Source organism: Nonomuraea sp. NPDC002799 (assembly GCF_053592075.1).
In genome coordinates this window covers 36,196-58,418 of sequence record NZ_JBSFVA010000044.1, presented here as the reverse complement: position 1 = coordinate 58,418, position 22,223 = coordinate 36,196, and the positions used below count along the sequence as shown (strand labels likewise).

General features: G+C 72.2%; 18 protein-coding genes. 7 read left to right on the top strand and 11 right to left on the bottom strand.

Features of this window, described 5'->3' with window-relative positions; translation table 11 throughout:
• Positions 1–5: 5 nt before the first annotated feature.
• Genes ACWD0F_RS44735 through ACWD0F_RS44720 form a run of 4 tightly spaced genes read right to left on the bottom strand, consistent with a single transcriptional unit; the run spans position 6 to position 2,825 of the window.
• Positions 6–1,982: an nSTAND1 domain-containing NTPase gene (locus ACWD0F_RS44735; protein WP_449888126.1), complete on the bottom strand. Its 1,977-nt coding sequence runs from the start codon at positions 1,980–1,982 to the stop codon at positions 6–8.
• 28 nt (positions 1,983–2,010) lie between these two features.
• Positions 2,011–2,391, bottom strand: coding sequence for an SIR2 family protein (locus ACWD0F_RS44730; RefSeq protein ID WP_449888157.1), 381 nt, complete (start codon positions 2,389–2,391; stop codon positions 2,011–2,013).
• Positions 2,392–2,410: 19 nt separating this feature from the next.
• Positions 2,411–2,659, bottom strand: coding sequence for a hypothetical protein (locus ACWD0F_RS44725; protein ID WP_449888125.1), 249 nt, complete (start codon positions 2,657–2,659; stop codon positions 2,411–2,413).
• Between the two features lie 7 nt (positions 2,660–2,666).
• Entirely contained in the window at positions 2,667–2,825 is a 159-nt protein-coding gene (locus ACWD0F_RS44720; RefSeq protein ID WP_449888123.1) for a hypothetical protein, read from the bottom strand.
• Between the two features lie 166 nt (positions 2,826–2,991).
• On the opposite strand from ACWD0F_RS44720, the gene fxsT reads away from it, so the two are divergent.
• Entirely contained in the window at positions 2,992–5,508 is a 2,517-nt protein-coding gene (gene fxsT / locus ACWD0F_RS44715; protein ID WP_449888121.1) for an FxSxx-COOH system tetratricopeptide repeat protein, read from the top strand.
• On the opposite strand, the gene ACWD0F_RS44710 is transcribed toward fxsT, so the two are convergent.
• Together ACWD0F_RS44710 and ACWD0F_RS44705 are read right to left on the bottom strand one after the other, a co-directional pair.
• Complete coding sequence (locus tag ACWD0F_RS44710; RefSeq protein WP_449888120.1) at positions 5,462–6,763, bottom strand: HEXXH motif domain-containing protein; 1,302 nt, start codon at positions 6,761–6,763, stop codon at positions 5,462–5,464. The two genes, fxsT and ACWD0F_RS44710, sit on opposite strands and share 47 nt — an antisense overlap.
• A 48-nt stretch (positions 6,764–6,811) precedes the next feature.
• Positions 6,812–8,023: an FxsB family cyclophane-forming radical SAM/SPASM peptide maturase gene (locus ACWD0F_RS44705; protein WP_449888118.1), complete on the bottom strand. Its 1,212-nt coding sequence runs from the start codon at positions 8,021–8,023 to the stop codon at positions 6,812–6,814.
• A gap of 518 nt (positions 8,024–8,541) precedes the next feature.
• Between ACWD0F_RS44705 and ACWD0F_RS44700 the strand changes: the two genes are divergently transcribed.
• Entirely contained in the window at positions 8,542–11,442 is a 2,901-nt protein-coding gene (locus ACWD0F_RS44700; RefSeq protein WP_449888116.1) for a M36 family metallopeptidase, read from the top strand.
• A 68-nt stretch (positions 11,443–11,510) separates the two neighbouring features.
• On the opposite strand, the gene ACWD0F_RS44695 is transcribed toward ACWD0F_RS44700, so the two are convergent.
• Positions 11,511–11,930, bottom strand: a complete 420-nt coding sequence (locus ACWD0F_RS44695) for a hypothetical protein (RefSeq protein WP_449888114.1) — start codon at positions 11,928–11,930, stop codon at positions 11,511–11,513.
• Positions 11,931–12,120: 190 nt separating this feature from the next.
• On the opposite strand from ACWD0F_RS44695, the gene ACWD0F_RS44690 reads away from it, so the two are divergent.
• Genes ACWD0F_RS44690 through ACWD0F_RS44680 form a run of 3 tightly spaced genes read left to right on the top strand, consistent with a single transcriptional unit; the run spans position 12,121 to position 14,827 of the window.
• Positions 12,121–13,221, top strand: a complete 1,101-nt coding sequence (locus ACWD0F_RS44690) for a Gfo/Idh/MocA family protein (protein ID WP_449888113.1) — start codon at positions 12,121–12,123, stop codon at positions 13,219–13,221.
• The gene (locus ACWD0F_RS44685) at positions 13,218–14,120 is read left to right on the top strand and encodes a DUF6807 domain-containing protein (RefSeq protein WP_449888112.1); all 903 of its coding nucleotides are present in this window, start codon (positions 13,218–13,220) and stop codon (positions 14,118–14,120) included. Before ACWD0F_RS44690 ends, ACWD0F_RS44685 begins: the two co-directional genes overlap by 4 nt.
• Positions 14,117–14,827, top strand: coding sequence for a cupin domain-containing protein (locus ACWD0F_RS44680; RefSeq protein WP_449888111.1), 711 nt, complete (start codon positions 14,117–14,119; stop codon positions 14,825–14,827). The genes ACWD0F_RS44685 and ACWD0F_RS44680 overlap by 4 nt, the downstream gene beginning before the upstream one ends.
• Positions 14,828–14,864: 37 nt before the next feature.
• Here ACWD0F_RS44680 and ACWD0F_RS44675 read toward each other — a convergent pair whose 3' ends face one another.
• Positions 14,865–15,434 (bottom strand): DUF6461 domain-containing protein, encoded by a 570-nt coding sequence (locus ACWD0F_RS44675; RefSeq protein ID WP_449888110.1) that lies wholly within the window; start codon positions 15,432–15,434, stop codon positions 14,865–14,867.
• A gap of 214 nt (positions 15,435–15,648) precedes the next feature.
• Between ACWD0F_RS44675 and ACWD0F_RS44670 the strand changes: the two genes are divergently transcribed.
• A complete protein-coding gene (locus tag ACWD0F_RS44670) occupies positions 15,649–15,837 on the top strand; it encodes a hypothetical protein (RefSeq protein WP_449888108.1) in 189 nt (62 codons plus the stop codon).
• A 131-nt stretch (positions 15,838–15,968) separates the two neighbouring features.
• Here ACWD0F_RS44670 and ACWD0F_RS44665 read toward each other — a convergent pair whose 3' ends face one another.
• Together ACWD0F_RS44665 and ACWD0F_RS44660 are read right to left on the bottom strand one after the other, a co-directional pair.
• A complete protein-coding gene (locus ACWD0F_RS44665) occupies positions 15,969–17,402 on the bottom strand; it encodes a vanadium-dependent haloperoxidase (RefSeq protein WP_449888106.1) in 1,434 nt (477 codons plus the stop codon).
• Between the two features lie 122 nt (positions 17,403–17,524).
• Complete coding sequence (locus ACWD0F_RS44660) at positions 17,525–18,565, bottom strand: LacI family DNA-binding transcriptional regulator (RefSeq protein ID WP_449888105.1); 1,041 nt, start codon at positions 18,563–18,565, stop codon at positions 17,525–17,527.
• 183 nt (positions 18,566–18,748) lie between these two features.
• Here ACWD0F_RS44660 and ACWD0F_RS44655 point away from each other — a divergent pair, with 183 nt between their 5' ends.
• Positions 18,749–21,070, top strand: a complete 2,322-nt coding sequence (locus tag ACWD0F_RS44655; protein WP_449888103.1) for a beta-xylosidase/alpha-l-arabinosidase — start codon at positions 18,749–18,751, stop codon at positions 21,068–21,070.
• Positions 21,071–21,212: 142 nt separating this feature from the next.
• Here ACWD0F_RS44655 and ACWD0F_RS44650 read toward each other — a convergent pair whose 3' ends face one another.
• Entirely contained in the window at positions 21,213–22,202 is a 990-nt protein-coding gene (locus tag ACWD0F_RS44650; protein WP_449888102.1) for an endonuclease/exonuclease/phosphatase family protein, read from the bottom strand.
• Positions 22,203–22,223 lie beyond the last annotated feature (21 nt).

Here is a 22,223-nt window from a genome sequence, read left to right as displayed (position 1 = left end):
GGTGGCTAGAAGAAGCGACCGCGGATGATGCGATCCGCCTCACCGGTGAGCTGGGCCGGGAGCGGCGGGCGGTTGCCCTTGTCCAAGGCCCGCTGGGCGAGGTCCACGGCCGTCTTGTGGTGTCCCGCCGCCGCCTTCACCCGGGCCACCCGCAGCAGGACGGCCGCGCTCCGTTCGCGCTCGACGTGCGGGGTGGTCCTGTCGGCCTCATCGACCCGCCCGTCCAGCGCCAGAGCCAGCGTGTACGCCGACAGCGTGGCGGACGTCGCATGCGGGCGCACCCGATCGAGGTCGCGGAGCGCGGGAGCCGGCCTGCCCAGGTCGGCCAGGATCTCCCCACGCGCGCACAACGCCGCCTCGGCGGTCCGGTCCCGGTCGAGCACGGAGTCGAGGATCTCCAGGGCCCCTTCGGTGTGCCCGGCGTACCACAGGGTCCAGGCCAGCTCGGCCTGGATCACCGGGTCGTCGGGGCGGCGGCGGACGGCCGACTGCAGGCAGTGCATCGCGTCCCCGAACTGTCCCTGGCTGACCCGGATGCGGCCGATCCCGGTCAGCAGGGTGGCGATCGCCATGTCCGTGCCGGGGAGCATGCCGAGGTGGGAGACGGCCCGGTCGTAGTGGTCGACGGCCGGGCCCAGGTCGTCGCGGGCGTAGGCGATGTTGCCGAGGACGGACTCCGTCTCGGCCCGCAGCCGCGGGTCGCCGCCGCAGCGCTGGAGGGCCGCGTCGGCGTAGGCGGCCGCGCGCGTGAACTCGCCCTCGCGCCGGGCGAACTCCGCCAGGCGCAGGCAGCCGGCGGGATCGGTCAGGCGGTCGTCGCGCTCCGGATCCCGGCCGCGCAGGAGCGCCTGGGCGAAGTGGTCGTGCGACAACTCGCACGACCCCGTGGGCGAGCGCCTCTCCACCGTGAGGATGCGGCGGTGGGCGAGTGCCGAGATCACCCGGGCGGGCAGGCCGCCCGTCTCCGTCAGGCCCATCTCGACGACCATCTTGTGCCCGTCGTCCGTCACGAAGCCGCGCCGCAACTGTGCGAGGAGCCGGCTCGTCTGGCTCTGGTAGACCTCGTGGGCCACGTCCTCGATCATCCGGTGGCAGAACTCGCTGACGGACTGATCGATGTTCACCAGCTCCGTCACCTGTTCCGTGGTGATCACCGAGGTCCGCGGCGGGAGAGCGTTCCAGAGCCCCGAGCAGACGAGCTGGAGCTGCAGCGGCTGGATCGTCGGCAGGTACCGCACGATGCCCGTGCCCAGCGGGGTGTGGTGGCTCACGGTGCGCAGCAGGTCGACCAGCGCCTCCGCGGCGCCCTCGGAGAACCGGCAGCCGGTGCCCTCCAGCGGCCGTCTGGTCGCCTCCAGCGCGGCGTCGACGGTGAGCGTCTCCAGGAAATACTCCACGACCTGCGTGAACGTGCGCACGCGGCGTTGGAGCACGGCGAGCTGGTGGTCGCGGATGACCATGAGCACGCGCAGGTTCGGGTTCTCCTGCATGGCCTCGGCGAGCTGGTGGAGGAAGTCGTCGGCCTCCGCGCGCCCGTGCCCGGTGTCGGCGAACAGGTTCTCGGCCCTGTCGATGGCGACCAGCGTGAGCATCGGGTCGTCGTAGGGGTCCCGCGACTGCGGGCGGCGCCGGAAGAACGCGGGAAGCGTCAGGCCGGACAGGTCGGAGGGCAGGTCGTGCGGCGACCAGGAGGAGAGCACCGCGAAGACCAGCGGGTTGTGCCCTTCGCGCAGCGCGGCGGTGGGGACGGGGGAGCCATGCCATATGCGGCCGACCGGCAGCACGTCCGTCACCCCGGAGTGGAGCAGCGGCAGGACGCCGGCCTGGAGCAGCGACGTCTTGCCCACGCCGGAGGGGCCGCAGAGGGCCGTCAGAGGGTTCGCCAGCCAGAAGTCGGCGACCGCTCGTGCGTCCCGCGCCCGGCCGAAAAACTTGTCGCTATCGCCCAGACGGAAGGAACGTGGCCCAACATACGGTTCCACCCTTGATTCACCATCCCGATGGATGACATCACCTGCGCCCTAAGCGCCGCCGTAGCTCACCGGTGAAGTCGTTGATTGTCCCCCAATAAATGGAGATCCGCCATTCTTCGAACCGATCCGTGAAATATCGCATGGTAGGTGGTCCGCCGCGTCCCTCCATCTGGTCGTTCGGAGGTTTCCCCTGGACGCTCACCTGGCGTTTGCGCACCATGCCGGGCAGGCTGCGTTGCAGTCCTTTGAAGAGGCTCTTGAATGTCCGGTCCCGCAGGCCGTAACCGATGAACAACAAGGAACGCGTCGTGAGCGCCCGGCGGATCACCGGCGGGATGATGGCCGGGTCCGCTGTCAGGTTGGCGATGAACGCGTCGTGGTCGTCGCCGGTCAGGACCATGGAGGGCGGCTGGCTCAGCCGCCGTGCAGGTGGTAGATCAGCGGGGCGTCGGGCTGGGGGTTCCAGCCCGCCTCGCTGTCCAGGAGTTCGCCGCTGGGTCGTCGGCGTCGTCGTAGGGATAGCCGTGCTTCCTGGCCAGACGCCGGCTCAGCTCGCGGCCGCTGGGCAGGGCGCCCGCGACCGCGCCCGCGCCGATGAAGGGCACGCGGTCTCCGTGACGTAACTGGTCGATGAGCCGGTTCCACTCGCCGTCCCGCCACGCGCCGAAGTCCGTCAGGTGGCGCACGGGCGGATCAGGTCACCGAGCTGAATCCGGCGATCGGTTCGGTGTCCTCTTCGAACAGGCTCTCAAGGGTGCGCCGCAGCGGTGTGCTGTCCAGCTCCTTCAAATCCTCCAGCGACCAGTCCTCGACATTGATGAGGGCGGCCGTTCCCGGCAGGTCGTCATGCATTTTACGCTCCATGGTGTGGCCGGCGGCTGTATCCGGTCGTCCGATAACTTTAATAGGGTCGGTGGCTCGCGCGTGCTCTCAACGCGATTCTGTGGTGAGACGACATGCTATTCAACCTTTACTATGGCGGGCAGGGAAACAATCTTCCTTATCTCGGAGGTCCCAGATGGAGCCGGTCGACACCGCGGGCGCGCCTGGACCGGCTCCGGAGGTCTGGGGGCGGGTCCCGCAACGCAACCGCAACTTCACCGGCCGCGAAGCGCTGCTGGAGCAGATCCGCCACAGCGTCAGCGAGGTGGCCGCCGTGGTCCCGCTGCCGAAGGCCCTGCACGGGCTGGGCGGCGTCGGCAAGACACAACTCGCCGTCGAGTACGCCTGGCGCTACCGCGGCCTTTACGACCTGGTCTGGTGGATCACCGCCGACCAGCACGTCCTGGTCCCGCCCACGCTGGCGTCGCTGGCGCCCCGGCTCGGCGTTCCGCTGGCCGAGAACGTGGGCATCGAGCAGTCCGCCGAGGCCGTCCGCGACGCGCTCCAGCGCGGCCAGCCGTACGCCAAGTGGTTGCTGATCTTCGACAACGCCGACCAGCCGGAGTCGATCAAGGGCTACATCCCCGCGAACGGCCACGTGCTGATCACCTCCCGTAACCCCCGGTGGGACACGGCGGCGATGCCGGTCTCCGTCGACGTCTTCACCCGGCGCGAGAGCGTGGAGTTCCTGCGCAAGCGGGCGCAGGGCATCGAGGCCCGGCAGGCCGACGAGCTCGCCGACGCGCTGGGCGACCTGCCGCTGGCGCTGGAGCAGGCCGGGGCGTTGATCTCGCTCAGCGCGATCTCCGTGGGGGACTACCTGGACGAGCTGGAGAAGAACACGCGCGAGCTGCTCGGCTCCAGCAAGTCGACGGAATATCCGCAGTCCATGACCGCGGCCTGGCGGTTGTCGGTCGGCCTGCTCCAGGATCGTTGCCCCGAGGCCGTCGACATCCTGCGCTGCTGTGCCTTCTTCGGCCCCGAGCCCATCCCGCGCGACACCTTCCGCCAGGGCCGCGGGGTGGTGTCCACCCAGCTGGGCCAGCTCCTGTCCCGCCCGATCATGGTGGCCAAGGCGATCGGCGAGCTCAACCGCTTCGCGCTGGCGAAGATCGACGCGGAGTCCCGGACGATCCAGGTCCACCGGCTGATCCAGGCGCTTCTGCGCGACGACCTCACGAGCGAGGCCCAGTCCAGCGCCCGGCACGAGGTGCACCTGCTGCTGGCGAACGGCGCGCCCGCCGACCCCGAGGAGATCGAGACGTGGCGGCACTGGGAGGGGCTCGTCGCGCACCTGACGCCGTCGCGCGTGGCCGACTGCCAATCCCCGGCCGTCCGGGCCTTCGCCGTCGACGCCCTGCGCTACCTCTACCGCAAAGGCAACTACAGCACCGCGAGAGACGCCGCGGAAGAAATGCGCAGAAAGTGGACGGAGGACTCCGGGCCGCAGCACCTCGACGTGCTGAAGGTCCGCCGCCACCTGGGCAACGTGTTGTGGCAGCTCGGCGAGTACGACGCCTCCTACGCCATCAACCAGGAGACCCTGGGCATGGCGCGGGAGACCTTGGGGCCCGAGCACGAGGAGACGCTGCGCGTGCTCAACAACCACGGGGCCAACCTGCGTGCCCGAGGGGACTTCGGCGGGGCGATGGAGCAGGACCTGCTCTCCCGGCGGCTGCATGAGAAGGTCTTCGGCCCGGCGCATGCCCGCACGCTGCGCGTGATCAACAACCTCGCCCTCGACCGTGCCCTCATCAGCGACTACGACGGCGCCCGCGACCTGCACGAGCAGGCGTTCCTGGAGCAGACCAGCGGCGAGGCCGGCACCAGCCGGTGGGAATTGCTCAACACGATGATCGAGCTGGCCCGGGTGGTCCGGCTGTGCGGGGACTTCTCCGACGCCTGCGACGCGGGCATCGACGCCTACGACTACGGCCGCCTGGAGTTCGGCCTCCAGCATCCGCTGACGCTCAGGGCCGCCAAGGACCTGTCGGTCGCCAAGCGGCTCCTGGGCGAGGTGGGCGAGGCGCTGGAGCTCGCGGAGAACACGTACACCATGCTGGGCACGCTCTTCGGCCCGCGCCACCCCGACGCGCTGTCCGCCGCGGTCACCCTGTCCAACGCCCTGCGCGAGTCCGGCCAGCTCGAACGCGCCTCCGAGCTGGCCGGCCAGACCGTGGCGGGCTGCGCCGACGTCTACGGCAAGTCGCATCCCTTCACCCTCTGCACGCGCTCCAACCTCGCCCTGCTCTACCGGCTGCGCGGCCGCCCCGACGAGGCGCGGGCGATCGACGAGGAGATCTACGCCGAGCTCGTCGCCCGGCTCGGACCCGATCACGACTTCGTGCTGAGCTGCGCCTACAACCTGGCCGGCGACCTGGCCGCGCTCGGTGAGGCGACCGCGGCCAGGGACCTCGACCTGGCCACGCTCAAGGCGGCCCGCCGCCGGTTCGACGAAGAGCACTACATGATCTTCGCCGGCATCACCAACCTGGCGCGCGACCTGGAGGCGACGGGGGAGCGGGCGGAGGCCGAGCAGCTCCGCGGCCAGTTGCGGGCGCGGCTGGAGAGGACCGCATCCAGCCACGACCACCGGGCGTCGATGCTCACCAGCCGCCGGGTCGATCTGGACTTCGACCCGCCGCCGTTGTGAGGGACCTGTCGCGGTGGAGGCGGGACTCCTGGCGGGCCGCCGCCTCGGCCTCCGTCGTCACCGGCTCGGCCAGCCAGGGCTCCAGCGTGCTGCGCATCCCCGCCACGAACCGCTCGCCCTCCCCGGTCAGCAGCCCGCTCGCGACCAGCGTCCCGGTCACCTCGTAGGCGGCCGCGCGCCACCGGGCGAACCGCGTCTCGGCGGCGAACCGGTCCTCCTCCGAGCTGGGCAGCGACCGCTGGCGGCGCCAGAAGCCGCTCACCCCGAGGTAGGCGTACGCGCCGTGCAGGAGCCCGTGGATCGGCCGGGGGTCCTCGCGCCACGGGGCGTAGTGGCGCTGCCCGTCGTCCGGCCGGGTCAGGCGGACGACGTCGAGGAGGGCGGAGAGCTTGGCGTGCTGGATCTCGTGGGACAGCGTCTCCGCCAGGCCCAGCCCGTCCTGGGGCGGGGACAGCGCGATGGTGCCGAACAGGTCGCGCGAGGAGGCGCTGTTCTGGGCGCGTTCGCGCGCCTGGAGCGGGGTCAGGGCGATGACGATGGAGGCGATCTCGTTGGCGGTGGTCCAGTGGCCGGCCACCAGGATGCCCCAGGCGCGCTGCACGTGCTCACGCAGCGAGTGGTGCTCGCTGTCCTGATCCGCGGTCGAGCCGGGCCAGCGGTAGGGGTCCAGGTCGTCGACGAGCACGCTCAGGCGGCGCCCGCCCTCGTCGGCGGTCAACCGGCGCAGCCCCCGCCAGCCGTCGGTGCGGGCCATGCGCTCGTCGAGATGCCATCGGCCGATGGGCGCCGCGCGTCCGGCCACCGTGACCTGGCCGGAGCCGTCCACCTGAAGGGGCACGAGGTCGTCGTCGGCGTCCACGGTGAGCGCCCCCAGCGAGGGCAGCACCACCCGGCCCTCGTCCACCGGCACCCACACCTCGCACGGCAGGCGGCCCCTGATCGCCGCCGCGGCGGTGACGGCGCCCAGCCGGGCGGGTGACGGGGCGTCCTCCTTGGGCAGATCCTGGGCCGTCCGCCGGGCCCAGGCGCCCACCGCCGGATAGCGGATCAGCGCGTCCACGGCCTCAGGCGCGCGCTTCTGGATCGCGGCGAGCCCGTCGTAGGCCTGCTCCGCCGCCCGCACGTGCCGGTGCCCGCTACGCCGGGCCGCGTCCAGAGCTCCGAGGATGAGCAGGAGATGCTTGCTCCGCTGGATCGTCCGCAACGTCTGGGCGGCGCTCAGCCCGCCGCCTCCCCGGCTCAGAGCGGTGAACACGTCCCCGGGAATACGGTGCGAGTCGGGCCGCATCGTGGTCCTTTCTTGTCATCGGCCGTCCGGTCGCCGCAGGTCGGCGACGAGCCGGGCGCGAATGTGGCCGATCAGGCGGTAGAGGTCGGCGCAGTAGACGGACGGGTTCTGGAAGCCGGTGCCCGCTCGGTAGCGGTGCGGGTAGAGGCCGGCGCCGCACACCCGGCCGAACCGGCAGGAGCGGCACTCCTGGCTGAGCGCCGACCAGCCGAGCTGGCGGGCGACGATGCCGGGGTAGCGCAGTGCGGCGTCGAAGGGGTGGTCGGCGATGTTGAGGCCGGTCGCGGCGGCGCCGTGCCGGACGACCTTGAGCGAGTCGGTCTGCTCGATGGTGCCGTCCGTCTCGATGACGACCAGGCTCGACGGCGTCAGCCCGACCGCCTCGCTCGCGGAGGCGCCTCCGACGAGCAGCCGCATGATCTCGTGGAAGAGCCGGACGACCGTCTCGTCCCGGTCGGTGCCGTACCAGCGGTCGAAGATCTCGATCAGCCAGTCGGCGTACGGCGTCTTGTCCTGGCTGGGCGGTCTCCCGGGCGGCGGTGCGTCCCAGGTGCCGTGCGGCAGCAGGAAGTCGATCATCGGCGGCTGGAAGGCGACGAGCGCGGCGTAGGTTTCGAGGGGATCGTTGGCCAGGTCGATCGTGCACAGCAGGCCGCCGTACAGGTGGCGGTGCGACGGCCGCATGAGCAGCCGCAGCGCGGCGGCCACGGCGGCGTGGGAGCCGCGCCCGTCGGCGTAGCGCCGGTTGCGGTCATGCGCCCGCGGGTTGCCGTCGAGGCTGACGCCGACCTTGAGGTCGAGCTCGCCGAAGGCGTCGAGGGCCTGCTCGCCGAGCAGGACGGCGTTGGTCTGCACGACGGCGTCGACGCGGACGTCCGAGCCCGTCTCGGCGCGGATCGTCCGGACCACGTCGGTCAGGTAGGCGTGCCCCGCCAGCAGGGGCTCGCCGCCGTGCAGGACGACGCGCACCGATCGCAGGCCGTGGCCGTGGACGTGCTCGGCGATGCGGCGCGCGGCGGCGGCCACGACGGCGGGCGGCATCACCATCGGCTGCGAGCGCCAGCTCTGGTCCGACAGCGTGTAGACGTAGCAGTAGTCGCAGGCCAGGTTGCAGCGGCTGTGGACCTTGAGCAGGAATTGGCGGAACGGCTGCGGACGCCAGCCGTCATCGACCAGACCGTCGATGTCGAGCGTTTCCGGCCACTCAAGTCCTGAATCGGATTTCATCCGCGAAAGCACTCCCGTACCACCCCTGGGCAGGAGCGATTATCGATGCTAACCGAGTAACGGGAAGATCTGGAGCACAAAGCGAAATCATCCGGGGCCCGCATCGCCGGCCGCGTCGCCGTCCGGCATGGAATGCCTGCTCAGCAGGGGTGTCATCCGGTAATTGCCACGCTCGGCGGAAAAGCATTGGACGCCTCCGCAGAGCCGGTCATAAGCGGGCGCGTGGAAAAACGGTGTCGTCCGCGGAACAAGATTCTTTAACTGCCAGATGGGGAAACAGCACCGCTTCTCCAGCATTTCCGGACGTACGATGCCGCACTGATCAGCGGTGGGGCGGCGCCGGCCGGCTGCTTCGAACACGCGCTCGGGACACTACCGTGCGCGGGCGCGCCTGCTCTACCCGTCTCATACGCCGATATTTCGACCCTGACAAGATCTTGTCAGGGCGTTGCAGCGGTGTTTACCTCTTGCCCAAGATGCGCGCAATCTGCGCATCCCTGGCACGCAGGAGGGAAATCGTGTCGACCAGACCCTGGTTACGTAGCGTCCTCGTAGTCGTCGCGCTCACCGCGTCGGCTCTCCCGCTGGCCGCGGCCGCCCGAGGCGAACCCGGCGGGCAGGCCCCGGAGATCCACGACTTCCAGGCCGAGCAGCACGGCAAGCCCGACCTGGACAACCGGCAGGGACAGGTGCCGCCGCCCGTCGGCGCGAGCGCCCGCGCCGCAGGGCCCCAGGCCGAGATCCGCTGGAACGCTCTCGGCACCCCCGCCGCAGTCATCAGCGCGGAACCGCTGGCCGAGGGCCTGGGCTCCGATCCCGAGCAGGCCGCGCGCGCCTACCTCAAGAGCCACGAGAGCGTCTTCGGCCTGCCGGCCGGAGCGGTCGACGCGCTGGAGAAGGTCGCGGTCAACCCCATCGGCGCGGGTCACGCCGTGCTGCTGCGCCAGCGCTTCGGCGGCCTGCCGGCCGGCGTGGACGGTCTCGTCGCGATCGGCGTGCTCGACGGCACGGTCCGGCACGTCACCTCGTCGTTGTCCCGGCTGACCGAGGCGCCCCCGGCCGCCGCGATCAGCGAGCGGCAGGCGCTGGAGATCGCGGCCAGGGACGGCGGCATCGACCTGGCCACGGCGGCCACCCAGCAGGCCACCCCGGTCGCGGTGCCCGCGCCCGACGGGGTGCACAGCGCGTACCAGGTGGTCCTGATCGGCGGGGCGGACGGCGAGGCGGCGGCGTACACGACGCACGTGGACGCGGTCAGCGGCGCCATCCTGACCCGCGAGAACCTGGTCGACCACTTCGAGCCCGAGAACCCGCACTGGTCGGCGTTCCCGGCGAACCCGCCGGGCGACTACTCCTCCAGGGACACCCGGCAGACCTGGTGCTTCCAGCCCGGCCCCGGTTGCGACTACGTGAGCGGCGGCGATCCGGCGACGGGCAAGGCGTGGGACGTCGACCACGCCACGAACACGCCGACCTACTCCAGCCTCGGCAACGCGGCCAAGACCTACGAGAACCGGGCGAGCGGCGACGCGTTCACCGTCGGCACCCGCTCCAACGTGCTCACGCCCAGCAGGAACTACACCTACCCGTGGCGCAACGCCTGGTACGAGGCCAAATGCGACCCCGCGGCGCTCGACCAGAGCGGCGAAGCCGACCTGGAGGCCGCCATCGCCAACCTGAACGCCCTGCACAACCGCATGCACGACTGGTCCTACCGCCTCGGCTTCACCGAGACCGCCTGGAACATGCAGGCCGACAACGGCGAGCGCGGCGGCCTCGGCGGCGACCCCGAGCGGGGCAACGCCCAGGCGGGCGCCCGCGTGTTGTCCGTGCGGGACAACGCCAACCAGATCAGCGGCCCCGACGGGGTGGCGCCGATCACGAACATGTACCTGTGGCAGCCGATCGCCGGCTCGTTCTATTCGCCGTGCGTGGACGGCGACTACGACATGTCCGTGGTGGGCCACGAATACACCCACGCCATCTCCGGCCGCATGATCGGCGGCCCGAACGCCGGCTGGAGCGGAGCCCAGGCCGGCGCGATGAACGAGAGCACGTCCGACCTGATGGCGATGGAGTACCTGTACGAGTACGGCTTCCGCCCGGCCGGCCGCACGCCGTACGTCACCGGTGGCTACGTCACGGGGGACAAGGAACGCGGCATCAGGAACTACGACATGTCGAAGTCCCCGCTCAACTACAGCGACCTCAACTACGACATCGTCGGCCAGCAGGTGCACGCGGACGGCGAGATCTGGACGGCCACGCAGTTCGACGTGCGGGCGGCCTTCGTCAAACGGTACGGCTCGGCCTCGGCCGGGCTGCAGCGGTCGTGCGCGGACGGGCGCACGGCGGTCGAGCGGTGCCCGGGCAACCGGCGCTGGGCGCAGGTGTCGTTCGACGCCCTGCTGCTGATGGCCTCCGGCGCGGTCAGCTACGTCGACCACCGCGACGCGCTCCTGGCGGCCGACGCGATGCGCTTCGGCGGCAAGAACCAGGACATCATGTGGCGCGCGTTCGCCGAGCACGGACTCGGGGCGGGCGCCGCCAGCACCGGACCGAGCGACCCGGACCCGACGCCCAGCTTCGTCAACCCGGCGGGCCGGAACGGCTCGCTGCAGCTCAAGCCCCTGGGCGAGGCCAAGGGAGCGGCGCTGCGGCTGTACGTCGGCGACTACGAGGGACGCGTGGTCCCGGTCGCCGACACCGATCCCGCGACGCCGCTGGCGGACACCGTGGAGATGACGCCCGGCGTGTACGACTTCGTGGTGGCGGGCAACGGGTTCGGGCACAAGCGGCTCACGTACGCCGTGGTGCCCGGGGTGAAGCTGCCGCTGCCGCTGCTGTTGTCCCGTAACCACGCCTCGGCGGCGAGCGGTGCGACGGCGTCAGGGGACGGCGTCAACCAGGCCAGGCTGATCGACGACACCGAGGCCACGAACTGGGCCTCGCTCACCGGGGCGCCGGCCGGCAAGTCGGTCGTCGTGGACCTGGCCGGCGACAGCCCGGTCAAGATCCGCCGGATCCAGGTCAGCGCGATGCTCCGGCCGAACGTCAACGATCCGGCCGACCCCGGCGGGCAGAACCGCTTCTCCAGCCTGCGCGCGTTCGAGGTGCTGGCCTGCAGCTCCGGCTGCGCGGACGTGGCGAACTTCACGAAGGTCTACACCAGTCCCGGCGACGCGTTCGACGCCGGGCTGCCGCGTCCGCGCGGGGCGAACATGATCCTCAAGTCGTTCGGCGTGCGGACCGTCACCGCGACCCACCTGATGTTCCGGGTGGTGAGCACCCAGTGCACCGGCAACCCGTTGTACGCCGGTGAGCAGGACCAGGATCCGAACTCCGCGACCGACTGCGGCACCGCGAGCCCGCAGCGGGAGCAGGTGCGAGCGGCCGAGTTCCAGGCGTACTCGTCCTGAACCGCGATGCCTGCGGCCCGTCGCCGAGCGGCGGGCCGCAGGCACCCGCGCGTGGGCGGTCTTGAGGCTTAGTAGATGCGGTACTTGCGGCCGCAGTTGTCGAGCTTGCCGGCCCAGCAGGTGAAGGTGTAGACCTTCTTGATCTTCCGGCCGCTCCAGCTACCGGAGACCTTGCCGTCCCACACCTGGTTGAACTTGCGCCAGGAGCCGTTCTGGTAGACCTCGAACCACACCCACGCCTTCTTGCCGCCCTTCTTGTCCACCCCGTGCCACTTCGTGAAGACCTTGCCGTCGCTCTTCCACGTCTTGCCGAACGTGTAGGCCTTGCCGTCGCTGGAGAAGAACTTGCCCCAGTTCACGATCGTGGTGCCGGCCTGGGTGGCGCTCGTCGTCGCGGTCCGCGTGGTGGCCTGCGCCGCCGGGGTGAGGGCTATGCCGGTGACGGCCATGGAGCCGATGAGAGTCGCTGTCGCGAGGGCCTTGCGCATTGGGTTCCTCCCCGTTCGGTGCGCCGGTTCGTCCGGCGGCACGGACATTACGGAGAGCTGTGGCGATCATCTGTGGAGAAGTCCACACATCAATGGTGATCAGCGACACATCCCCGCCACGCCGCCTGTCGTGGCACACTGCGGAATGCGCTTTCCCACCGTCGGCGATGCCAGGCACACAGGAGCTCCCTTGCCACCACGCAACCATCGGGCCGCGATCATCGGAACCGGCGGGATCGCGTCCGCCCACGCCCAAGCCGTCGCGGCCGCCGGCGGCCGGGCCACGCTCGTCGCCGTGGCCGACGTCGACCCCGGCCGGGCCAAGGCGTTCGCCGGCACGTGGGACGTCCCGGCCGTCTACCCGGGCCTGACGGAGCTGCTGCGGGAGGAGCAGGTGGACATGGTCCACCTGTGCACGCCGCCGCGGTCGCACGCGCCGCTGGCCGTCGAATGCCTGGAGGCCGGGGTGACGGCGCTGGTGGAGAAGCCGCCGACGCTCACGCTGGCCGAGTTCGACATGCTGGCCGAGGCCGAGCGCCGTTCCGGCGCGCACGTCGCGACCGTCCTGCAGCACCGCTTCGGCGCGGGCGCGGCGCGCCTGCGGAACCTGGCGGACGCCGGCCACCTCGGCCGCCCGCTGCTGGCCACGTGCCTGACCCAGTGGTACCGCGACGAGGACTACTACGCGGTCCCGTGGCGCGGCACGTGGGAGTCCGAGGGCGGCGGCCCGACGATGGGGCACGGCATCCACCAGTTCGACCTGCTGTTCTCGGTGCTCGGCCCCTGGCGCGAGGTCACCGCCGTGGCCGCCCGCCAGGCCCGCCAGGTCGACACCGAGGACGTGTCGATGGCGCTGGTGACGTTCGAGAGCGGCGCGGTGGCCACCGTCGTGAACTCGGTGGTGTCGCCCCGGCAGACCTCGGAGCTGCGCTTCGACTACGAGCACGCCACGGTCGAGGTGGCGCACCTGTACGGCTACACCGACGACGACTGGACGATCACCCCGGCGCCCGGCCACGAGGCCGTGGCGGACCTGTGGGCGCCGGGGCACACCACCGTGCCGAGCGGCCACGAGGGCTGGCTCGCCGCCGTGCTCGACGCCCTCGACCAGGGCGCCAAGCCGCCGGTGACGGTCGAGGACACCCGGCGCACGATGGAGTTCATCGCCGCCCTCTACGCCTCCGCGTTCACCGGAGAGCGCGTACGAAGCGGGCAGATCACCGCTGACAGCCCGTTCGCCCGCAGCATGCGGGGCACGGGAGCCCCGTGGAAGAAGGTGCGGAACCCGTGACCCTGCAGGCCAACCACGAGCTCGGCCGGTCGGTCGCCGTCCGGTCGGGCGACGTCGAGCTGTTCACCTACGTCTACCGCCCGGACACGCCGGTGCTGGAGTCGCCCAAGCCGTACCTGCATCCGATCCGCACCCGGGGCGGCGCGGAGGTGGCGCTGTTCCGGCCGCACGACCACGTCTGGCACAAAGGCATCGCCTGGTCGCTGCCGCACGTGGGCGAGCACAACTTCTGGGGCGGGCCGACGTACGTCGAGGGCGCGTACGTGCAGCTCGGCAACAACGGCACCGCCGCGCACCGCGAGCTGACCGCGCTGTCGGCCGCCGGCGGCCGCGTCGAGATCGGGCACACGCTCGGCTGGACCGCGCAGTCCGGCGCCCCCGTCATCGAGGAGCGGCGGACGCTGACCGCGACCATCGTGGACGACACGATCTGGGCGCTGGTGTTCGAGACCGCGATGACGAACGTGTCCGGCGGCGCGCTCGACTTCGGCTCCCCGACGACGAAGGGCCGCGAGAACGCCGGCTACGGCGGCCTGTTCTGGCGCGGCCCCCGGTCGTTCACCGGCGGCGTCATCCAGTCGCCCGGCGGGGCGGGCGGCGACGAGCTACGCGGCACACGCGCCGAATGGTTCGGCTTCCGCGGCCGGCACGACGGGACGGGCGACCACTCGACGGTCGTCATGGTCGACGACGCGTCGAACCCGCGACACCCGCCGCAGTGGTTCGCGCGCAGCGAGGACTTCGCCTGCCTGTGCCCGGCCCCGTTCTTCAGCGAGGAGGTGACGCTGCCGGACGGCCGGACGCTCGCCTTCCGGTACGCGGTCGTGATCGCCGACGGCGACAGGGGCGAGGACGGCACGGCGCTGCTGGCCGAGCAGGGCAGGGACGCGCTCGCATGACCTTCCCCGGAGGCACGTCGGTCAGCCGGCTGTCGGTGTACACGGGCGTGTGCGCCGACGGCCTGGAGGGCGGCACACCGCACCTGCACACCGCCTCCACCGAGGCGTACGTCGTCGTCGGCGGGCACGGGGCGTTGCAGAGCATCGACCTGAACGGCCTGCGCGAGACCGAGCTGCGCGCCGGCTCGACCGTGTGGTTCACCCCGGGCACCATCCACCGCGCGATCAACCGCGGCGGCCTGGAGGTGGTCGTCGTGATGCAGAACGCCGGGCTGCCCGAGGCGGGCGACGCGGTCATGACGTTCCCGCCCGAGATCGTCGCCGACCCGGAGCGGTACCGGCAGGCCGCGACCCTGCCCGCCGAGGGCACGGCGGAGGCCGTCACGCGCCGGCGCGAGCTGGCCGTCGAGGGTTTCCTGCGCATCGCCGACGCCCTGCGCGCGGGCGACACCGGCCCGCTGCGCCGCCTCTACGACAGCGCCGTCGCCCTGGTCCGGCCCCGGGCGGCGGTCTGGCGGGACATCTGGGAGCGCACGGTCGCGACGGAGACCCGCCGCACCGGCGACATCCTGGCCGCCCTGGAACGCGGCGACGGGACCCACCTCCAGGAGTCGGCGCTGATGGAGAGCCCGCCGGAGGAGCGCTGGGGCATGTGCGGCCATCTGCGCGCGCACGACGTCGCCCACCCGATCGTGCACACCCCCTGATCGGGAGCCTGTGCCGATCTTCGATGTGGCACGCCTCTCAGATGTAGGGCGCGAGATGCTCGGTCGGGCCGGCCAGGGCGGGGGAGGCGTAGCGGGCCTGGGAGAGGTGCACGCCGGTGGCGCGTTCGGCCAGGGCGAGCGCGGCGGCCGTGGGGACCCCGGCCCACCCCGGGTCCTCGACGCCGGTCTCCATGCCGAGCTCGCGCAGGTCGGCCTGGAGGCGGCCGGGGTCCTCGCCCGTTCTGGAACGGCCTTCGTACAGGTCGAAGGCGGTGATCAGGCGGCCGTCGACGCAGTACGTGAAGTCGGCGCCCTCGCTGGTCACGAAGACGGCCGCGGTCGCCGACCCCTCCGACAACCCGCAGGCGTTCTCGAAGGCGACGCCTCCCCAGCCGGTCTCGACCAGGACGGCTCCGCCCCTGGCGGCCCAGGCGGCGATCCCGAACCCGTAGGCGCCCGTGATGGGGCCGGGGGTTACGCCGAGCCGCCGTAACGCCTCCCTGGGGGAGACCTCGCGGACGAAGCAGGCGCACAGCCAGGTCTCGTCCATGCCGTCGGTGTACTCCCGGTAGAGCCACTCGTACGTGGCCGCTGTCGCGTCGCTCATGGCGGCGATCTTGGCAGGCCGGCGGACCCGCGGACAATTTTGCACCTGGGAGCGACAGATCGATGCCCGTGAGGTGTTTTTTCCCTACGCCTCTGGCTCGAACCGGTGGCCCGGGGGGCCGCCGGATGGCAGGCTGCCCGCAACGCCCCGGCCCTCCTGCGAGGGGCCGGCCGGGGCGAAACGTCCGCAGTGTTCACCGGAAGGAGCGCAGCAGATGACTCAAGACGCCAGCCGCGTCGCGGCCAAGCGCATCAACGACCACGTGGAGCTCATCCACGAGGACAACCCGGACTCGGTGCTGGAAGTCCCGCGCCGCGACTGGGAGGCGTTCACCGCGGCAGTCAAGTCAGGCGCGTTCGATCTTGAGACGCTGAACCGGCAGGCTGAAGACCGCGTGGCCTGAGCCGCCACGCTGAAGACAGCCTGGCCTGTACCGGCAGGCTGAAGAGCGTGGCCTGAGCCGCCACGCCGGCACCGCACGGAAGCGCCCGCTCTCGCGCAGGAGAGCGGGCGCCGCCGTGGGGAACGGTGTCGTCAGCCGCGCCCCGTCCAGTAACGCTTCGCCCGGTCCCAGGCCGCGCCGCCGACCGCCCGCCCCAGCGAGCGGCCCTGCAGGTCACCGGCCTTGAAGTGGATCCCGCCGTACCTGCGTGACATCCCGGCCTCCTCAGCGGCCTCGGTGAAGGTGCGCCAGCGCAGCGTCACGTCCTGTGCGGGCGTCACACCCGGCTCCACGAGCGACGATCCCCTGGCGACGACCGCCTGACCGCCGAACGCGTCACCCCCGGTGAAACGCTTGAGCACCTCGGCCGCCGCCGCGCTGAACGTGCTGTGCCCCGAGACGTACTCGCCGAACGGCGGCGTCGGGAACGTCGGCACCTGGTACGGCACCCACGAGGCGCCCTCGACCACCCGCCCGCCCCACGTCGGGATCTGCTGCCCCTGGTAGAGGAAGCGGATCGTGGTGATCGGCCGCCCCGAGTCGTGGTCGCGCTTGACCTCCCACGAGGCGATGCCGGCGTCCATGACCGAGTTGGCCAGCGCGAAGAACAGCTTGACGTCCTGGTCGAGGCCGTGCCGGTCGCGGGCCGAGACGCCCTGCGCGAACAGGGACCAGTGGCCGGGCGGCGTCTCGCTGCTGGGGCCGTCGGCCCAGTATTCGGCGATCGACTTGCGCCGGTCGTCCAGCCCGGCCGTCTCCGCGACGATCTCGGCGGACTGCGTGGCGAACCCGGCCGAGCCGTACGGGACGGGCGCGGGCACGGCGTCCGCCAGCGAGCGGGCCCTGCCGCTGAAGGAGGCCACCCGCCCCCAGTGCGGCGCCAGGAACGGCGGCGTGACGAGCGCCCCGGCCCGGTTGACGTAGGTCAGCGGCGCCCAGCGGCCGGGGTCGTTCAGCGTGGTCAGCGGCTGGGCGACGACGACGGGGGCGTTGACCGGCGCGTATCCGGTGGTGTCGGCGTAGCCGCCGAGCTGGTTGGAGCCGTCGGCGTGGCGCTGGTCGAGCACCGCCTGGCAGGCGGTCACGCCGGTGCGGGCGGGCGTGCTCGACGGATCGGCCGGGTTGTAGCCCAGCTCGGCCATCAGCGCGTCGAACCCGGCCCGCTGCGCGGGATAGAGATCGACCGCCGCCAGGTGCGCGGCGAAGCTGAGGGCCTCGGCCTTGTTCGCCGCGGTGCGCTCCGCCGCGGGCCGCCGCAACGAGCCGCCCAGCCGGGTGCCGACGGCGACCGCGTCGTAGGCCGCCCAGGCGTCGTAGGCGCAGGTGTGCACGATGGCCAGCGCCCTGGCCACCTGCGGCGGGCCCAGCGTGCCGGTGCGCACCGCCGTCAGCAGCGCCTGATTCCATCTGACCACCACATTGGGTCCTGGAGCGGGCCCGGCGGTGGCGTGCGCGGGTGAGACGGGCAGGACGAGTGCGAGCGCTGTCACGAGCGTGAGAGCGCGGAAGGACCGGTGAACGGCCATGGCAGGTCTCCTCGTATTCGCGGGCCCCCGTGTGCCCAGCAGGAGGAGACGATGCCATGGTCGAACAGGCTTTCGAGATGGCTTTCAGGTTACATTCGCCTGACCTTGATAGTTACGGAAGACTAGCCCGAAACTTTCGGCGGGGCGGTGCTGGCCCGGAGGACGAGGTCGGTGGCCATCTCCAGGCGGTGGCTCGGCAGCGGCTCGCCCTGCGCCAGGGCGACCACCATGGCGGTCGCGGCGGCGGCCATCTCGGTGAGCGGCTGGCGGACCGTCGTCAGGGCCGGGATGATCCACCCCGCCAGCGGCAGGTCGTCGAAGCCCACCACGCTCAGGTCGTCGGGGATGCGCCGGCCCAGCTCGTTGGCCGCCTGGTAGACGGCGGCGGCCTGCCAGTCGTTGGAGGCGAAGACCGCGGTCGGCGGGTCGGGCAGCCGCAGCAGCTCGCGCGCCTCGCTCAGGCCCCGCTCCACGTGGAAGTCGCCCTCCCGGATCAGCGCGGGGTCGACGGGCACGCCCGCCGCGTCCATGGCGGCCCGGAAGCCGTCGAGCCGGGCGCGGCCGGCCAGCGCGTGCGCGGGCCCGGTGATGATCGCGATGCGGCGGTGTCCCAGGTCGAGCAGGTGCCGGGTGGCCGACAGCCCGCCGCTCCAGTTGCCCGCCCCCACCGAGGGCACCCGGTGGTCCGGGTCGCCCGTCGGGTCCACGAGCACCAGGGGGATGTCCCGCACGTCGAGCTGGTCGCGCTGCTCGGGGGTGAGCCCGGAGAAGACCGCGATCACGCCGGACGGGCGGCGGGCCAGCACCTCCTCCATCCAGCCCGAGCCGGGCGTCTGGTCGCCGTGCAACTGCGACAGCACCACGGCCAGGCGGTGCTCGCGCGCCACCTGCTCCACGCCCTTGATGATGGCCATCGCGTACGCGCCTTCGAGCTCGTTGAAGACCAGTTCGAGCAGGGCCGCCGAGGTGGCGCGGCGCTTCTGCCGCCGGTAGCCGTGCTGCCTGATGAGGCGCTCGACGTGGGCGCGGGTCTGCGCGGCCACCTCCGATCGGCCGTTGACCACCTTGGAGACGGTCGCCACGGAGACCCCGGCCAGCTCGGCGAGTTGCGCGATGGTCGGCGGGGTGGTGGCGGACGGGCTCGGCTCCCTGGTCACGGTCATGGAAGGCAGTCTAGTGACCTCTCTTTCGGCGCTTGGCTCCGAAAGTTTCGACGCAACAGCGAAATATTCTTGACGGTATTCCAGGCGGAGACTTAGAGTCCGAAGGTCAACGATCGGAATGAGCTGCCGAAAGTTTCAGCCGTACCTCGCGACAGCGGCTGGTCCGACCACGCGAAGGAAGCCATGACCTCTGTGAACGCGCCGGGCCTCGCGCCCTGGCGGGACAACGCTCGCGCGATCGACGAGCGCGTGGAGACCCTGCTGGCCGAGCTGACCATCGAGGAGAAGGTGGCCCAGCTCGGGTCCGTCTGGGTCCAGGGCGACGATCCAGGCAACGTCGCCCCTCTGCAGGACCAGTTCGCGGCCGCCGGCGGGCTGGAGGAGCGGCTGCGCTACGGGCTCGGCCACCTCACCCGCGTCTACGGCACCGCGCCGCTGAGCCCGGCCGAGGGGGCGGCCCGCCTGCGCTCGTTGCAGGAGCGGGTGATCGCCGCCAACCGGCTCGGCCTGCCGGCCATCGCCCATGAGGAGTGCCTGACGGGGTTCGCCACGTACGGGGCGACCGCGTACCCGACGCCGCTGGCCTGGGCGGCCACGTTCGATCCCGGGCTGATCGAGCGCATGGCGGCGGCGATCGGCGCCGACCTGCGCGCCGTCGGCGTGCACCAGGGCCTGTCGCCGGTCCTCGACGTGGTGCGGGACTACCGGTGGGGGCGGGTCGAGGAGACGCTCGGCGAGGACCCGTACCTGGTGGGCCAGCTCGGCGCCGCGTACGTGCGCGGCCTGGAGGGCACAGGGATCATCGCCACCCTCAAGCACTTCGCCGGCTACGGCGCCTCGCGCGCCGGGCGCAACCACGCCCCGGTCAGCATCGGGCCCAGGGAGCTGGCCGACGTCATCCTGCCGCCGTTCGAGACCGCGCTGCACGAGGGCGGGGCGCGCTCGGTCATGAACTCCTACACCGACCTCGACGGTGTGCCCGTCGGAGCCAGCGCGGACCTGCTGCGGCGGCTGCTGCGCGAGGAGTGGGGCTTCGGCGGGACGGTGGTGGCCGACTACTGGGCGATCCCGTTCCTGGCCTCCATGCACGGCGTGGCCGAGGACGACGCGGGCGCGGGCGCGCTGGCCATGCTCGCGGGCATCGACGTGGACCTGCCCGAGACCGTCGGCTACGGCGAGCACCTGGTCGCGCACGTGCGCGCCGGCCGGGTGGACGAGGCGATCGTGGACGAGTCCGTACGCCGCGTGCTGCGCCAGAAGATCGAGCTCGGCCTGCTGGACGGCGGCCCGCTCGTCCCGGACGGCGCGGACACCGTGGACCTCGACAGCCCGCGCAACCGCGAGATCGCCACCGCCGTCGCGGAACGCTCCATCGTGCTGCTGGCCAACACCGGCGCCCTGCCCGTGGCCGCGGGCAGCACGGCCAGGATCGCGGTCGTCGGCCCGTGCGCCGACGACCCCCGCACGCTGCTGGGCTGCTACGCCTTCCCCAACCACGTGCTCGACCGCTACCCCGAGCACGGCATGGGGCTGCCGATCTCCTCCGTCAGGCAGGCGCTGGCGGCCGAGTTCCCCGAGGCGGACCTGCGCTACGCGCGCGGCGCCGACGTGTCGGGCGGCGACGCCTCCGGGATCGCGGCGGCGGCGGCCGTCGCGGCCGAGGCCGACCTCGCGCTCGTGTTCGTCGGCGACCGGGCCGGGCTGTTCGGCGGCGGCACCTCGGGGGAGGGCTGCGACGCGGCCGACCTGCGGCTGCCCGGGCTCCAGCCGGACCTGGTCGAAGCCGTCCTCGCCACCGGCACGCCGGTCGTGCTGGTCGTGGTCTCCGGCCGGCCGTACGCGCTCGGCGCGTACAAGGACCGGGTGGCCGCGGCGGTCCAGGCGTTCTTCCCCGGCGTGGCGGGCGGCCCGGCGGTGGCCGGCGTGCTCAGCGGCCGGGTGAACCCCTCGGGACGCCTGCCCGTGCAGATCCCGCACTCGCCCGCCATCAATCCCTCCACCTACCTGCAGGCGCCGCTGGGGAGGAGGGCGGACGGCATCACGGCGCTCGACCCGACACCCGCCTTCGCGTTCGGGCACGGGTTGTCGTACTCGGCGGTCGAGTACGCGGCGCTGACCACGGACGTGGCCGAGTGCTCCACGGACGGCTCCGTCGAGGCCCGGGTGACGGTCCGCAACACCGGCGGCAGGCCCGCCGAGGAGGTGGTGCAGCTCTACGCCTCCGACCCGGTCGCGCAGGTGGCCAGGCCCGTCCTCCAGCTCGTCGGCTTCGCCAGGGTGGCGCTGGAGCCGGGGGAGGCCCGGGAGGTGACGTTCGAGGTGCCCGCCGACGCCTTCTCCTACACCGGCCTCGGCCTGCGCAGGATCGTCGAGCCGGGCGTGATCACGCTGTCCGCTGGGCCCTCGGCCGACGAGCCGCCGCTGCGCGCGGTCATCCGGCTCACCGGCGAGACCGTGACCCTCGGATCCGCACGGCGGCTCACCACCCGCGTCAGAGAGACCTGACCCGGCGCTCCGGCGCTCCGGTGGCCGGCTGGGGGCGGGTGCCGCGCGGCGCAGGCCGTGAGGGTGAGGGTGGGTTCCGCGCGGCGCAGGCCGGAGGGCGGGTGCCGCGCGGCGCAGGCCCGAGGGCGGGTTCCGCGCGTGGTCAGGGCAGGCGGAGCTCGGCGAAGACGGCGCGGTGGTCGGTCCTCGGGACGTTCAGGACCTCGACCCGACGCACGGCCACCCGCCGGTCGGCCAGGACGTGGTCGATGGAGATGATGGGCGGGATCGGGCGGAAGTTCGGCCAGGTCGGGATCAGGCCCCGGCCCACCTGGTCGGCCGCGTCCACGTAACCGCGCGCCAGCAGGTCGCGGAAGGCGCGATGGTCGAGGCTGGCGTTGAAGTCGCCGGCCAGCACCCGGATCGTGTCCTCGGCGGGCGGCGGGAGGGCACGCAGGGCGGCGTTCCACTCCTCGGTCATCCGGCCGAGCGGCGGATTGGGGTGGATCGCCACGATCTCCACCGTGCCGCCGCCGGGCAGCGTCATGGTGGCGGCGGGCATGTTGTGGCCGATCGGGGTGAACAGGCCGGTCCGCTCGGTCACCGGGTGCTTGGCGAAGATGCCGCTGCCGGTGGCGCCGAAGTCGGGCTGCAGCACGCGGTAGGGCAGGAGCTGCCTCAGCCCCGCCGTGTCCAGCCGCTCGACCTCGGCGTGGCTGAGCTCCAGCGTGGAGAGCACGTCGACGTCGTAGCGGCGGACCAGGTCGACCACGGTCCGGGCGTCGCCCCGGGTGAACAGGTTGATCGACAACACCCGCAGCGGCACGCCCTGCGCCGCCGGCTGCTCCGCGCCGAACAGCCGCGGCGCCACGCAGGCGGCCAGCACCGCGCAGGCCACGGCGGCGCAGATCGCCGCCCGGCGGTTGCGCCTGATCAGCAGCAGCGCGGTCAGCGCCGCCACCGCCGCACCGTAGGGCGTCACGGTCATGAGCTGGGTCAGGAACGAGCCCTGCTCCAGGCCGGTGACCCTGATGACGGCCCATCCGGCCAGCAGCGCGACGATCGTCCACGACAACCACCGCCGGCGCCGCCGTTTCGGCGTGGCCGGCCGTTCGCCGGCGGGGGCCTGCTCGGCCCCGACCACGGCGCTCACAGCGCCGTCCTGTCCGCGTGT

Coding starts and splice junctions, on each gene's coding strand:
- ACWD0F_RS44720 (WP_449888123.1), bottom strand. CDS start 2,825: ATGCATGACGACCTGCCGGGAACGGCCGCCCTCATCAATGTCGAGGAC.
- ACWD0F_RS44660 (WP_449888105.1), bottom strand. CDS start 18,565: ATGACCGTGACCAGGGAGCCGAGCCCGTCCGCCACCACCCCGCCGACC.
- ACWD0F_RS44695 (WP_449888114.1), bottom strand. CDS start 11,930: ATGCGCAAGGCCCTCGCGACAGCGACTCTCATCGGCTCCATGGCCGTC.
- ACWD0F_RS44705 (WP_449888118.1), bottom strand. CDS start 8,023: ATGAAATCCGATTCAGGACTTGAGTGGCCGGAAACGCTCGACATCGAC.
- ACWD0F_RS44665 (WP_449888106.1), bottom strand. CDS start 17,402: ATGGCCGTTCACCGGTCCTTCCGCGCTCTCACGCTCGTGACAGCGCTC.
- ACWD0F_RS44670 (WP_449888108.1), top strand. CDS start 15,649: ATGACTCAAGACGCCAGCCGCGTCGCGGCCAAGCGCATCAACGACCAC.
- ACWD0F_RS44680 (WP_449888111.1), top strand. CDS start 14,117: ATGACCTTCCCCGGAGGCACGTCGGTCAGCCGGCTGTCGGTGTACACG.
- ACWD0F_RS44675 (WP_449888110.1), bottom strand. CDS start 15,434: ATGAGCGACGCGACAGCGGCCACGTACGAGTGGCTCTACCGGGAGTAC.
- ACWD0F_RS44655 (WP_449888103.1), top strand. CDS start 18,749: ATGACCTCTGTGAACGCGCCGGGCCTCGCGCCCTGGCGGGACAACGCT.
- fxsT (WP_449888121.1), top strand. CDS start 2,992: ATGGAGCCGGTCGACACCGCGGGCGCGCCTGGACCGGCTCCGGAGGTC.